The sequence below is a fragment of the Actinomadura gamaensis genome, assembly GCF_042652125.1.
GTDB lineage: Bacteria > Actinomycetota > Actinomycetes > Streptosporangiales > Streptosporangiaceae > Spirillospora > Spirillospora gamaensis.
On record NZ_JBHSIT010000005.1, the window covers coordinates 367,112 to 379,250 of the forward strand.

The window sequence follows — 12,139 nt, forward strand, 5'->3', positions numbered from 1 at the left end:
GAAGGCGCGGACGGGCGGCGGAGTCATCGGCCGCCCGTCCGCGCCTTTCGCGCGGTGCGGTGCCGCCGGACGGCGTCCCGGTTGGAACAGGGATGCGAGCAGTAGCGCTGCCGCCCCGGACGGCTGAAGTCGACGTAGGCGTTGGTGCATTCGGGCAGAGCGCAGAAGCCGAGCCGGTGCATGCCGTTGCCGGTGAGGTGCTGGGCGGCGGCGACGGTGGTGGCGGCGGTGAGGATGCCGCCGAAGCTCGCGTCGTCCCGGCGGTAGTGGATGTGCCATCCGCTGCCGTCGTGGTCGGTGATCGTCGGCGGCGTCGCGTAGCGGGCGAGCATCTCGTTGAGCAGGGCGACCCGCTCGGTGTCGGTCGTGGCGCCGACCAGCCGGGACCACGCGGCGAGGTAACCGCGCACGGTCGCGAGGTCGTCCGGGCCCGGATCGCTCTCCAGCGGCATGCCGGTGGCGGCCCACCGGTCGGCGAGCTCGCCGGGGCTGTCCGGCGGGCGGTTGAGCAGGTCGATGACGGCGCACAGCAGCGTCCTGCCGTAAGGATTTACAGGCACAAGCTCATTACATCACCGTGATGGGCGTGACCACGAACTCTGTCGCGAACACTTCGTCCTTCGTCCCGTCCGAGCGGAGCGGCGACGCGGGGCGCCGGCCGGCGCGCTGGCTGCCGCTGGCCGCGTGCTGCCTCGGCACCTTCCTGCTGCTGCTCTACACCTCGGTCGTCACCGTCGCCCTGCCGAGCCTGGGCGCCGACCTGGGCGCGGCGTTCGGAGCCCGGCAATGGATCATCGACGTGTACACGCTGGCGCTGGCCGGGCTGCTGCTCGGCGCCGGGGCGCTCAGCGACGCGCTGGGCGCCCGCCGCCTCTACCTGGCCGGGCTGGCGCTGTTCACCCTGGCGACGCTGGCCTGCGGGGCGGCGGCGTCCCCGTCCTGGCTGATCGCCGCCCGCGCCGTCCAGGGGACGGCCGGGGCCGCCATGTTCGCCTCCATCCTCCCGCTGATCGGATCGGCCTACGCCGGCCGAGACAAGGCGACCGCGTTCGCGATCTGGGGCGCGGTCGCGGGCGCGGCGTCCGCGGTCGGCACGGTCGGCGGGGGAGTGCTGGCCGAGTACGCCGGATGGCGATGGATCTTCCTCGGCGCGGTGCCGCTGTGCGCGCTCGCGCTGGCCATCGCCGCGCGCTTCCTCCCACCAGCGGACCGCGGCTCGCGGGGGGACCGGGGGGCGAGGGGGCTCGACTGGCCGGGCATCGCGACGATCACGGTGGCGGTGACCGCGTCGACCTACGCCGTCATCGCCGCGGGCGAGTCCGGCTGGACGGCGCCGGGCACGATCGCCGGCGGGCTCGCCGCGGGCGCCGCGCTCACCGCGTTCGTCCTGTTCGAGCGCGCCACCGCCCGCCCGATCCTGCCGCCCGCCCTGTTCACCACCCCCGGCTTCGTCGGCGTCCTGCTGGTGGCGTTCGGGTACTACTTCGCCGCCTTCGGCGCGTTGCCGAGCCTGTCGGCCTGGCTCCAGGCGGACGCCGGCCTCGGCGCGCTCGCCACCTCGCTCGTGCTCGTGGCCCAACTGCTGGTCTTCATCGCCGTCTCCGGGCTGGTCAGCAACCGGCTCCAGCGGCTGAGCCCGCACTGGACGCTGGGCGCCGGCACCGTCGTGATCGGCGCCGGCGCGCTGACCGGCATCGCCCTCGACGCGGGATCGGGCTGGCCGGCGCTCCTGCCCTTCCTCGTCCTCAGCGGCGTCGGGGCGGGGATCGTCTCCCCGGTCCTCCCCGCCGTCGCCATGGCGTCCGTCCCCGCCCGCTACGCGGGAACGGCCGGCGCCGCGGCCAACGCCGCCCGGCAGTTCGGCCTCACCCTCGGCGTGGCGATCTGCGGCATCTTCACCCATACCGTCCACGCCGCGGGCGTCCGGTCGGCGCTCGTCCTGTGCGGCCTGCTCGCGACGCTGACGGGGGCCATCGCCGTGCTCCTCCTTCGCCACCGCACGACCGCCCCCTCTCAGCTCGCCGAACATTGATCCCATGCGCCGGAGGCTTGGTTCGGGCCCGCGACGGGAACGATGAGTTCTCACCCGCCGCTGTTCATGATCGGCCAGCCGATGTGCGCGGGCGGCTTCCGCGCCCTGGCGTCCCCCTGACCGGACCGTGGTCACCTACGACCCGCGCGGTCTGGGACGCGGCGTCCGCAAGGACGGGCGCACCGAGCACCGCCCGAGTGGCAGGCGGCCGACGTCCACGCCGTCATCGGGGCGCTGGGCGCGGGACCGGTCGCTGGAACGCGGGCATGGCCGCGTTCATCGCGATGATCTCCTGGCAGGACAGTGCACCGGCGACTGCTTCGCCCGCACACTGGAGGAGGTCCTGAGCCGAGCCGGGCGGGTGGCAAGGTGGAAATCGCGGCTCGGAGTCCTAGTCCGGCCGGCCGTACACGGTGGTGAGCTGGGCGGCCAGCTTCGCCAGCTCGTCCCGGACGGTCCGCGGCTCCTCCACGATGACGAGATCGCCCCAGCCCGCGAGCTGACGGGCGAGGTCGAGGGCGGTCGGCGCGGTGAGCGCGACCCGGACGCGGTCGCCGTGGGCGATCACCTCGCAGTGGCGGCCGAAGCGGTCCCGCAGGACGGGCAGGTACCGGACGTCGAGGGTGGCGACGGCCGTCGTCGTCGCGCGCCGCGCCTCCATGGCGGTGACGACCTCGTCCCAGGCCGCGGCGAGGTCGAAGCCCGCCGGACGCTCGGACGGTTCCGCGGTGACCTCCGCGTCGGCCATCCGGTCGACCCGGAAGGTCCGCCGCCCGCCGGAGGTTCCGGCGATCAGGTACCAGACGCCGTCCTTGCTGACGAGGCCGAGCGGGGCGGCGAGGCGCTCCCGGCCCGAGTAGGTGAACCGCACCTTCCGGCGCCGGACCACCGCCACCTCCAGCAGGTCCACGAGGACGGGCCGCGCGCGCCGGTGCCCGCCCCAGCGGGACGGGTCGACCACGACCGCGTCCGCCGCCGCCTCGGCCTCCGGCCGGAACGTCGAGGGCAGGGCGCGAAGGAGCTTGCGCAGCGCCGTCCTCGCCTCCGGTGCGAGCGCGGCGGCCGGTCCGAGCAGCAGGAACAGCGCCCTCGCCTCGGACGAGCTGAGCCCGGACAGGTCGGTGCGGGCGCCGCCGACCAGCGACCAGCCGCCGCCGCGTCCCGGCTGCGGGTAGACCGGGACGCCCGCGGCCGACAGGGCCTCCAGGTCGCGGCGGGCCGTGGCGACCGAGACCTCCAACTCGGCGGCGATCTCCGCCGCCGTGACCCGGCCGCGCGACTGCATCAGCAGCAGGACGGCCACCAGGCGATCCGCTCTCATGTCCCGACGATGCCAGGAAAAGTGCTCATTCGGTGAGCACTTTGGCTGGAAGCATCGAATCCGCAGGGCCACCGAACGGAAGGCGGACCGACATGCCGAGCGGACTCACCACGACGACCGGGAACGCGCTGATCTTCGAAGACGCCGCCGCCTGGCGGGCCTGGCTCGCCGAGCACCACGGGACGGCCCGCGAGGTCTGGCTGCTGATCGCCACGAAGAACGGCGGGGCGAGGACCGTGACGATCGCCGAGGCCCTGGACGAGGCGCTGTGCCACGGCTGGATCGACAGCCACCGCAGGGCGTTCGACGGCGACCACTACCTCCAGCGCTACTCGCCGCGCACCCGCCGGAGCCCATGGTCGGCGATCAACGCCGCGAAGGCCGAGGCGCTGACCGCCGCCGGACGGATGCGTCCGGCGGGCCGTGCCGCGATCGAGGCCGCGAAGGGGGACGGCCGCTGGCCCACCCCATGCGGGCCGTCCGTACACCGTGAATCAGGCCGTCACGCGCCGTGAATCAGGCCGTCGCACGCCATGGGTCAGGTCGTCGCACGCCGTGGGACAGGCCGTCCGCACGGCCGGAGTCAGCCCGTCCGGGCGCCGTGGGTCAGGCCGTCCGGGCGCCGTGGGTCAGGTGGTCCGGGCGCCGTGGGTCAGGACTTGGCGCGCTGCTGCTTGAGGCGCAGGGCCTCCCTGCGGACCTCGGCCTGGACGGCCTGCTCGCGCTCCAGCCATTCGGGCCGCTCGGCCTTCAGCGCCTCGATCTGGGCGGTGGTGAGCGGCCCGTCGATGCCGCCGCGGGCCAGGCCCGAGGTGGAGACGCGGAGCTTGACGGCGACCACCTGCTTCGGGTGCGGCCCCTCGCGGCGCAGCTCGGCGAGCCAGGCCGGCGGGTCGGCCTGGAGGGCGTTCAGCTCGTCCCGGGAGACGACGCCCTCCTGGAACTCGGCGGGCGCCGCCGACAGCAGGATCCCCAGCTTCCGGGCCGCGGTCGCGGGCTTCATGGTCTGGGGGGTCTTCGTCTTGGACGGGCTCATGGCCTCAAGGGTAGCCAGCGGAAGGGAGCCGTCCGGACGCCACTAGGCTGGGAAGGTGGACGAGGGGGAGTTCCGGCTGGCGTACGCGCCGGGAGTGACGCCGGCGAAATGGGCCGGAGTCTGGGGCGAGCGCGTGCGGGACACGCCGCTCCGGCTGATCCAGGTGCCCGCCGCCGAGGCCGTCCCCCTCCTGCGGGACGGCGGAGCCGACGCCGCGTTCGTGCGCCTGCCCGTCGATCGCGAGGGCCTGCACGTCATCCCGCTGTACGTGGAGGCGACCGTCGTGGTCGTGCCCAAGGAGCACCCGGTGGCTGCGGCCGACGAGATGACCCTCGCCGATCTGGCCGAAGAGGACGTGTTCGAGCCGCTGGACGACGTCCTGACCTGGGACGAGCGGCCCGGCGAACCGGCTTTCACCCGTCCCGGGACCACGGCGGGCGCGGTCGAGCTGGTGGCGTCGGAGGCGGGCGTGCTGCTCGTCCCGCAGTCGCTGGCCCGCCTGCACCACCGCAAGGACCTCACCTACCGGCCCGTGACCGACGCCCCCCAGTCCCAGATCGGCCTGGCCTGGCTGGACGGCGAGACCTCCGACCTCATGGAGGAGCTCATCGGCATCGTCCGCGGCCGTACCGCCAACAGCTCCCGAGGCCGCAACCCCGCCAACCCCGCCAAAACCGCCGAAACCGCCAAGGCCACCAACACCGCCAAGGCCACCAACACGGCCAAATCCGCGAAGTCCGGCGGTCGCGCGCCCAAGAAGCCCGCGCGCAAGAAGACCCAGCAGAAACACCCCAACTCCAAACGCCGCCGCCGCTGACCGGTCTCCTTCAGCGGGGAGATGATCATCAACGGCATGATCATCTTCGACTGCCTGCCGGTACGGAAGGGGCGGACCCGGACGGATCGGCCGTCGGCGCCTCAGCGGTGCGCGCCCTCCAGCTTCGCCAGGTCGGGGGCGAAGACGCTCATCCAGTGCGGATGCAGCCGGTAGAAGACGACGTCGTCGTCCCAGTCGAAGGCGTCGTCGCCGTAGAAGTCCTTGAAGTACGCGAGCAGCTCCGGCCAGTCGGCCGCCGGTTCGCCGTCCGCGGGGTTGAGGATCTCGACGGTGCCGTGGGTGAACACGCCCAGATCCTCGCCGCGCAGGTGCGCGGCGCTCGCGGCGGGACGGGCGGCCAGATGGCGGGCCTTGACGGCGTTCCGGGCCGTCCCGAAATGCCACTTGCCGCGCAGGAAGTGACCGTCCGCGCCGCTGATCCGCGGCTCGCCCTTGGCCGTCACGGTGGAGAGCGCCAGCGTGCACATCCCCGTGAGGACGCCGGTGAGCTGCTCCGCGGTGAGCGTGCGCTCGGTGGTGATGATCGAGCGGAGGTGCGACCCGGAACGGGAGAGCGAGGCGTCCAGCAGCGCCTGGAGCTCTTCGAGGTCTTCTCGTGTTTCGCGCATTCGCGGTCCTTGTCGTCCGTAGGAGCCGGCGCACGCCCTTGCCGTCGGCGCCGACCTGTGCCGCTCATGCTCGCGCGAATAACTGACACCCTGCGTCAGGCACCGCGGCAATGCGAACAGCAGCAGCGCCGCCGCTGCGAGATGCCGGCCGGGGCCTACGGCTGAGGCAGGACGAACCCGATCGTGGGCCTCGCCCCCGTGGCCGAGGCGGGGACCGGCTGCGTCGGGGCGGGCAGGTCGAGGGTGGCCGCCGCGCCGGGCGCGATCCGGTTCTCACTCGGCAGCCGGTCGTGCAGCGGAAGCTCGACGATCACGGCCGGCCACGTCCTCGACACCGAGACCCATTCGGCCCGCCGGTTGCGGACCGTGACCTTCACCGGATGCCCGGAAGCCCCTTGCTCCCCGAGGGCGGCGAGCGTGCGCACCAGGATGATGCCTCCCCTGGGATCGGGGACCGCCGTGACGGGCTTCCGGTCATCGTCCTCGCCGCCCGCCTTCGCGCGCGCGACGCGGACCTCGATGCCGGCGCACTCGACCCACTTGCCGTACTTGGCCTGCACGGCCAGCCGCGCGCCGGGGGTCTGCGGTCCGGGGACGCGGGTGTGTTTCGGACGCTCCCCGTACGCCTTGCAGAGCCTGACCACGCTGACATAGGCGTCGACGGGCCGCGTCGTGCCGAAGAGCAGCTCGCGTTCGAGGACGGTCCGGGCGGCCCCGATCGTCTTCTGCACGTCCCGCAGGGACGGCACCCACAGCCAGCACGCCGCGATCGCGACGTCCGCGACCGCCTGCCGCAACGGGTCCGCCATCGTCTCGGCGATCCCGAACGCCCGGACGAACTCGTGCTGCGCCTGCTCGACGAGCCGGCGCCGGTCCCGGTCGCCGCGCCACTCGTCCCGCAGGTCCCGCATGTACCGGCGGCCCGCCGCCATGTGGATCTCGAACTCCTGCGCCCTGCTCCGCGCCGGCAGGGCGTCGATCTTCTCGCCCAGGACGTCCAGCCGCAGCTCGATCCGCCCGATCCCCTGCTCGATCCGCTGGAGCGCCGGGTCGGGACGGTTCGGGGACGCGACGACGGCGTCCACCACCTGCGTGGCGACCAGCGCCCAGTCCGAGCCGCTCCACGCCCCGCCCCGGACGAGCTCCGTCACGGCCGCCTTGGCCCCGATCGCGGTCAGGGCGACCGCGAGCTCCACCGCCACCATGCCCCGCTCCTCCCGCCGCCACCGAGCCGGGACCGGCAGGTCCGCCTCCCCTGTGTACCGCGATTCCCGCGACTCCGGCGTCCGGTTCAGGCCCGAATCCCCGGCCAGGTGCGGACGCCCCCGGGGGACGCGAGCGGAAGGTACTCACTCCGGCCTGAGTACTTCACCCCACGAACGCGCGGCCGACCGTCCGCCAGAATCGTCGATCATGAAACGACGACAGCAGACGATCTGGTGCGCGGCCTCGGCCGCCGCCGCGCTGGTGACGGCGGCCGGTCCGGCAGTGGCCGGCCCGGCGGCGGCCGGTCCAGCAGGGGCCGCTTCCGGTGCGATCACGTGGCGACCGGTGCTGAACGCGCCGTCCATGCGCTTCTTCGGCCACCTCGCGGTGGTGGACCGCGACAGCGCGTGGGCCTTCGGCGGCGTCACCGTCGCCGGCGGCACCGTGGCCCCCACCGCTTTCCGCTGGGAGCGCGGACGCTGGCAGCGCGTCGCCTTCCCGGCGCCGCGCGGCGGACCGGTCAACGGTGTGGCCGTCGCCTCCGCGAAGGACGTGTGGGCCGGAACCGGCGGCAGCCCGTCGTCCCCGGCGCTGGTGATGCGCTGGAACGGCGGCAGGTGGGACGTCGCCAAGCGCCTGCCCCGGTCCGCCTTCGTCACCGACGTCGAGGCCGCCGGACCCGGCGACGTCTGGACCTTCACCAGCACCGCCGCCGGCCGCACCAGCGTGGCCTGGCGTCACACAAGCCGGGGCTGGAGCAAGGCCGTCCTCCCGTTCAACGTCCTCCAGGCGAGTGCGCGCTCGCCGCGCGACATGTGGGCGATCGGTTTCGCCACCGGGACCGGCGGCTTCTCCTCCCGTCCGATCCTGGCGCACTACGACGGCAGGACCTGGCGCACCGTCCCCCTGCCCGAACCTGCGGGGCCGGACGAACTCCATGCCCTGATGGGCGTCACGGCCGACGCGCGGGGCGTCTGGATCACCGACTCGGTGAACGGCGTCCGCAGGCCCGTCACCGACTCGGTCCTGCTCCACCTCGACCCCAAGGGCCGCTGGCACACCGAGCGGCTCTGGTCCAAGGTGGGCCGCTGGGGCGAGGACGTGCCGCCCGTACCCGACGGCAAGGGCGGCCTGTGGTTCCTCGGCTCCACCGACGTGAACGGCTACGAGTCCGCCCTCGTGCACCGCTCGTCCACCGGCTCGTGGACGCGCAGCAAGATCAGTCCTGTCGCCGAGCTGAGGACGCTGGCCCGGCTGCCCGGAACGACCCGCCTCCTCGCCGCCGGCGAGAGCGCCAGGCGCGGTGCGGTCCTGACCTACCAGCCGCCGAACCGACCCTGACCGTCGCCGGGGATCGGAGGACGTGCGGGTTCAGCTCGTGATGCGGAAGACGCCGATGTCGTCGTCGTAAGCGCCGGCCGGGGTCGTCTCGTTGAGGGACACCTCGACGCCGACCCAGCCGCGGAAGGCGCCGTTGTCGTCCACGACCTGGATCATGGGCTTGACGTGCGAGTTGCCGGTGTAGCAGGTCTCGTTGCGGGCGTCGGCGAGATCGGTGTGCCAATGCCAGAGGGTGTCCCGGCGGTGGGTGGGGGGCGAACTCGCCGGGGCGACGTAGTAGGCAGTCCGAATGGTTCCGTCGCCGCGGTCGATGTAGCCGTGGTAGCCGGTCGCGTCGCGGTTCGTCTTCCACAGGAAGTAGGTGTGCACGAATTGCGACCGGTCGGCGGACGCGATGGTCGAGGCGGGGATTCGGGAGTTCCACGACGCGTGTCGGTCCTTCGTACGCGCGTCCGCTGGGACCATTGCCAATACCGTTCCGAGACCGTCCCGTCGGTGGCGAACGTGTAGAAGCCGAGCCGAACTCAGTTGGACGTCGAGTCGGCGTTGAGACCGCCCAGCGCGATGGCGTAATCGCGCTTTCCCAGTGGTAGAAGCAGGCGGAGTTCTCCTTCCTGACCCGCGGCGTTCATTCGGGTGTCAGGGCAACGCCCGCGGCCACTGGTGATCTGTCGCATCCGCCACGTTTCCTCAATCAGTGGAGCGCGCGTGCGCGTCTATCTCGCGATGGCCGGCAAGGAGCGTCGTGGACGCATCGACCCGCTCGTCCTGGCCGTCGCGCGCCGGGCGGTCGAGGAGGCCGTGCCCGTTCCCCCCGAGGCGCTCGAAGCGGTGGAATGGGTCGCACCGGACGGTGGGGTCGCGCTGCTGGGCTGGTCGAACGAGCCGAAAGCGCCGCTGCTGCCGCCCGTCATGCAGGCGCGCGAAGGACGGCACGCCGGCTACTGCGGATATCTCGCCGACCGCGAGGACGAGGAACCGCTGCTCGCCAAGGACGACCTCCTGGCCACCACGGCCGGGCTCGGCGGCGTCTTCTCCGTCTTCCGAGCGGACGCCGACGGCGTCGAGGCGGCCACCGCGATGGCACGCGTCTGCCCGGTCTACCACGCCGAGGCCGGTGGCGTCCGGATCGTGGGCAGCCGCGCCCTGCTCGTGCACCTGGTGGCGCGCGCCGCCCTGACCGGGCGGGCCGATCCGGCGGTCGACCTGGATCTGGAGGCGCTCCACCCGCTCGTCCGGCACGGCTTCTTCACCAACGACGACACCCCGTTCAGGGGCGTGCGCGCGCTGCCGGCGGGTTCGGTGCTGCGTGCGACGCGCGGGGACGGCACGGTCGTCCGGCGGCCACCCGAGCCGGACCCGCGCGAGGGCCGCGGCAAGGACGGCGTGGAGCTGATCAAGCCGCTGGCCGGCGCGCTCGTCGCCGCCGCGGCGCCGCTGGCGCGTCACGGCGTCCCGGTGAACCTGGCGCTGTCCGGCGGACGCGACAGCCGGTTGATGGCCGCCGTGCTCAAGGCCGCCGGGGTCCCGTTCACCGCCACCACGCACGGTTTCGCCGACGATCCGGACGTCGTCCTAGCCGAGCGGGTGGCGGCGGCGCTGGGGATCGAGCACACCGTCGATCTCACCGTTCCGGACCGCGGGCGCGACGCCGTGGCCGTCCAGCATCCGTTCGCCCGCGCGCACGACCTCATCCGCATGTGCGAGGGGATGAACTCCGCCTACGAGAGCGTCAACCGCTACCGGCCGTTCGAGGTGGTCCCGAAGACGTCGGGCTCGGGCGGCGAGACGCTGCGCGGGGGCTTCCTCTACGACCAGGACGACATCACGCCCGACGGGATGCGCGGGCGCGTCCGCCTGATCTTCCACGCCGCCGAGCGGATCATGACGCCGGAGGCCGACGAGCGCGCGGCGGCCGACCACCGTCCGTGGGCCGAGCGGGCGGACGTGGACGGGTTCGACGTCCTCGACAAGCTCTACCTGTACTTCCGCACCGGACGGTGGATCGTCGGCTCCCACACCGCGACCCTCATGAACTCGCCCTATTACCACCCCTTCTTCGACAATCGGGTCGTGCGCGAGGCGGTGGCGCTGTCGCCCAAGTGGCGATGCAGCGAGTACCCGCTCTTCCATCTGCTGGAGACCTTGGCTCCGGCCCTCGCGTCCATCCCGCCCGAGGGCAAGCGCTGGCGCTTCGACCGCGACCGTCCGCCCCGGCTGATCGGACGAAGGGCGTGGAAGGCCCGCGAGGCGCTGGTGCCCGAGGGACGCACGGCGGGTTTCAACTGGCGGGTCTCCTACGACCCGGCGTTCCGCGACCTCCTCCAGGAACAGATCATGGACGGCCCGCAGGAGCTGTTCGGCATCGTCGACCGGGCCGCCGTCCGGGACGCGCTGCGGGACGCTCCCGGACGGTGGGCCAAGCAGATCTGGCACGTCTACACGCTGAGCGTCCTGATCTCGGGGGAATGGCGGAAGCCGCTCCCGGAGCTCCCTCAGGTCAGCATCCCGATCCCGGGCTGACCCGCAGCCCGTCGCGCCGGCCGCGCCGAACTCTCGCATCAGGACGCCGGTGTCCGCTCAGCCGACGCGGGGCGGCGAAAGGGGCGCGCGGGGTGCTTTCATAGCGGCATCCGGTGGGGAAGGGACGGGTGCGGATGCACGCTTGGTGGTCGGTCGGATGGTGGGGCTGGTGCTGCCTCGCGGTGGCCGTCGCGGTCGCCGCCGTCGACGCGGCCGTGCGCAGGCACGACCGGCGGATCTGGGACACCCTTCCAGGCCGTCCTCCGAACCGCGACCTCGGCCCCTACCAGCTGGACCGGCTGCGCGGAACGTTCATGCACGACCCGGCGGCCGTCATCACGATCGAGCTGGCCGTCCGGGGGCATCTGCGCATCCACGATCCGGGCGGGAAGGACGAGCCGGTGGTGATCCGGCGCGTCCGCGACGCCGATCCGGCGGACCTGCGCCCGTACGAGGCGGAGTTCCTGGAGGTTCTCGGGGACGAGGCGGTTCCGTCCGAGGAACTCGGCGACCGGCTTCACCGGCTCGTGTACCTGGCGACGCACGAGGAAGTGAGAAAGCTGCCCTGGGTGCGGACGTACATGCACCCGGTCTGGCCCGACTCGTCCTACCGGGACGCCTGCGGCACGCACTCGTTCGCCGCCGCCTGCCTGGGCGCCGCCGGCGTGCTGCTCGCGGCCGTCGATCTGCTCGTCCGGGAGACGTTCGGCAGTCTCGCGATGGCCGGTGTGGCGGTGTTCGCTCTCGGGCTCGTGGCGCTGGCGCGGCGACTGCGGCTGGACGAGCTGTGCCACGGCACGCTCGACCGGGTGATCGACGACTACACCGGGATGTTCGGCTACTCGGCGGCCGTCCGGAAGCGACCGCACGAGAACCTGCCGTACGCCTTCTCGCTCAACCAGTACCACTGGCTGGAGTGGTACGCCGGCGAGCACGTCCGGGACGCCGGCTGGTACTCGTTCGGCGGAGCGGACGAAGCGCTGAAGGAACGCTTCGTCGCGCTGGGCGGGATGTTCAAGGGCGGTTATCCGCGTCCGGCGTACGTCCGCTCGCCGTCGGGCCGTCCGGCCCGTAGCCGCGCGACGTCGGGCGGGTTCGCGGGCGGCGGCCACGGCGACGGCGGCGGCGGCTTCGACAGCGGCGGCGGTCATGGCCACGGCGGCGGCCACGGCGGGGGAGCGGACGGCGGCGGTCACGGCGGCTCCTGGTAAACGGCTCCTTGCAGGCGGCTTCT

At 73.1% G+C, this 12,139-nt stretch carries 12 protein-coding genes; 6 read left to right on the plus strand and 6 right to left on the minus strand.

Features of this window, described 5'->3' with window-relative positions; all coding sequences use genetic code 11:
• Positions 1-23: 23 nt before the first annotated feature.
• Positions 24-560, minus strand: coding sequence for a CGNR zinc finger domain-containing protein (locus ACFPCY_RS19395; protein ID WP_378257051.1), 537 nt, complete (start codon positions 558-560; stop codon positions 24-26).
• Between the two features lie 26 nt (positions 561-586).
• Between ACFPCY_RS19395 and ACFPCY_RS19400 the strand changes: the two genes are divergently transcribed.
• Positions 587-2,032 carry an MFS transporter gene (locus ACFPCY_RS19400; protein ID WP_378257052.1) on the plus strand — a complete coding sequence of 482 codons (1,446 nt, stop codon included), beginning with the start codon at positions 587-589 and terminating at the stop codon, positions 2,030-2,032.
• 391 nt (positions 2,033-2,423) lie between these two features.
• Here the strand turns inward: ACFPCY_RS19400 and ACFPCY_RS19405 are convergent, their stop codons facing one another.
• Complete coding sequence (locus tag ACFPCY_RS19405; protein WP_378257053.1) at positions 2,424-3,353, minus strand: helix-turn-helix transcriptional regulator; 930 nt, start codon at positions 3,351-3,353, stop codon at positions 2,424-2,426.
• Between the two features lie 92 nt (positions 3,354-3,445).
• Here ACFPCY_RS19405 and ACFPCY_RS19410 point away from each other — a divergent pair, with 92 nt between their 5' ends.
• Positions 3,446-3,868 carry a YdeI/OmpD-associated family protein gene (locus ACFPCY_RS19410; protein WP_378257055.1) on the plus strand — a complete coding sequence of 141 codons (423 nt, stop codon included), beginning with the start codon at positions 3,446-3,448 and terminating at the stop codon, positions 3,866-3,868.
• A gap of 137 nt (positions 3,869-4,005) precedes the next feature.
• Here the strand turns inward: ACFPCY_RS19410 and ACFPCY_RS19415 are convergent, their stop codons facing one another.
• Entirely contained in the window at positions 4,006-4,389 is a 384-nt protein-coding gene (locus ACFPCY_RS19415) for a DUF5997 family protein (protein WP_378257057.1), read from the minus strand.
• Positions 4,390-4,444: 55 nt separating this feature from the next.
• On the opposite strand from ACFPCY_RS19415, the gene ACFPCY_RS19420 reads away from it, so the two are divergent.
• Entirely contained in the window at positions 4,445-5,206 is a 762-nt protein-coding gene (locus ACFPCY_RS19420) for a LysR family substrate-binding domain-containing protein (protein WP_378257058.1), read from the plus strand.
• 101 nt (positions 5,207-5,307) lie between these two features.
• Here the strand turns inward: ACFPCY_RS19420 and ACFPCY_RS19425 are convergent, their stop codons facing one another.
• Together ACFPCY_RS19425 and ACFPCY_RS19430 are read right to left on the minus strand one after the other, a co-directional pair.
• Positions 5,308-5,835 (minus strand): pyridoxamine 5'-phosphate oxidase family protein, encoded by a 528-nt coding sequence (locus tag ACFPCY_RS19425; protein ID WP_378257060.1) that lies wholly within the window; start codon positions 5,833-5,835, stop codon positions 5,308-5,310.
• A gap of 155 nt (positions 5,836-5,990) precedes the next feature.
• Positions 5,991-7,040 carry a hypothetical protein gene (locus ACFPCY_RS19430; protein WP_378257062.1) on the minus strand — a complete coding sequence of 350 codons (1,050 nt, stop codon included), beginning with the start codon at positions 7,038-7,040 and terminating at the stop codon, positions 5,991-5,993.
• Positions 7,041-7,248: 208 nt separating this feature from the next.
• On the opposite strand from ACFPCY_RS19430, the gene ACFPCY_RS19435 reads away from it, so the two are divergent.
• On the plus strand, positions 7,249-8,382 hold the full coding sequence (locus tag ACFPCY_RS19435) for a beta propeller repeat protein (protein WP_378257064.1): 1,134 nt from the start codon (positions 7,249-7,251) through the stop codon (positions 8,380-8,382).
• Positions 8,383-8,412: 30 nt separating this feature from the next.
• Here ACFPCY_RS19435 and ACFPCY_RS19440 read toward each other — a convergent pair whose 3' ends face one another.
• Positions 8,413-8,847: a hypothetical protein gene (locus tag ACFPCY_RS19440; RefSeq protein WP_378257066.1), complete on the minus strand. Its 435-nt coding sequence runs from the start codon at positions 8,845-8,847 to the stop codon at positions 8,413-8,415.
• Between the two features lie 243 nt (positions 8,848-9,090).
• Here ACFPCY_RS19440 and ACFPCY_RS19445 point away from each other — a divergent pair, with 243 nt between their 5' ends.
• Both ACFPCY_RS19445 and ACFPCY_RS19450 read left to right on the plus strand, forming a co-directional pair.
• Positions 9,091-10,905 (plus strand): asparagine synthase-related protein, encoded by a 1,815-nt coding sequence (locus tag ACFPCY_RS19445; RefSeq protein ID WP_378257068.1) that lies wholly within the window; start codon positions 9,091-9,093, stop codon positions 10,903-10,905.
• Between the two features lie 134 nt (positions 10,906-11,039).
• A complete protein-coding gene (locus ACFPCY_RS19450) occupies positions 11,040-12,116 on the plus strand; it encodes a DUF2207 domain-containing protein (RefSeq protein ID WP_378257069.1) in 1,077 nt (358 codons plus the stop codon).
• The last annotated feature ends 23 nt before the right edge of the window (positions 12,117-12,139 follow it).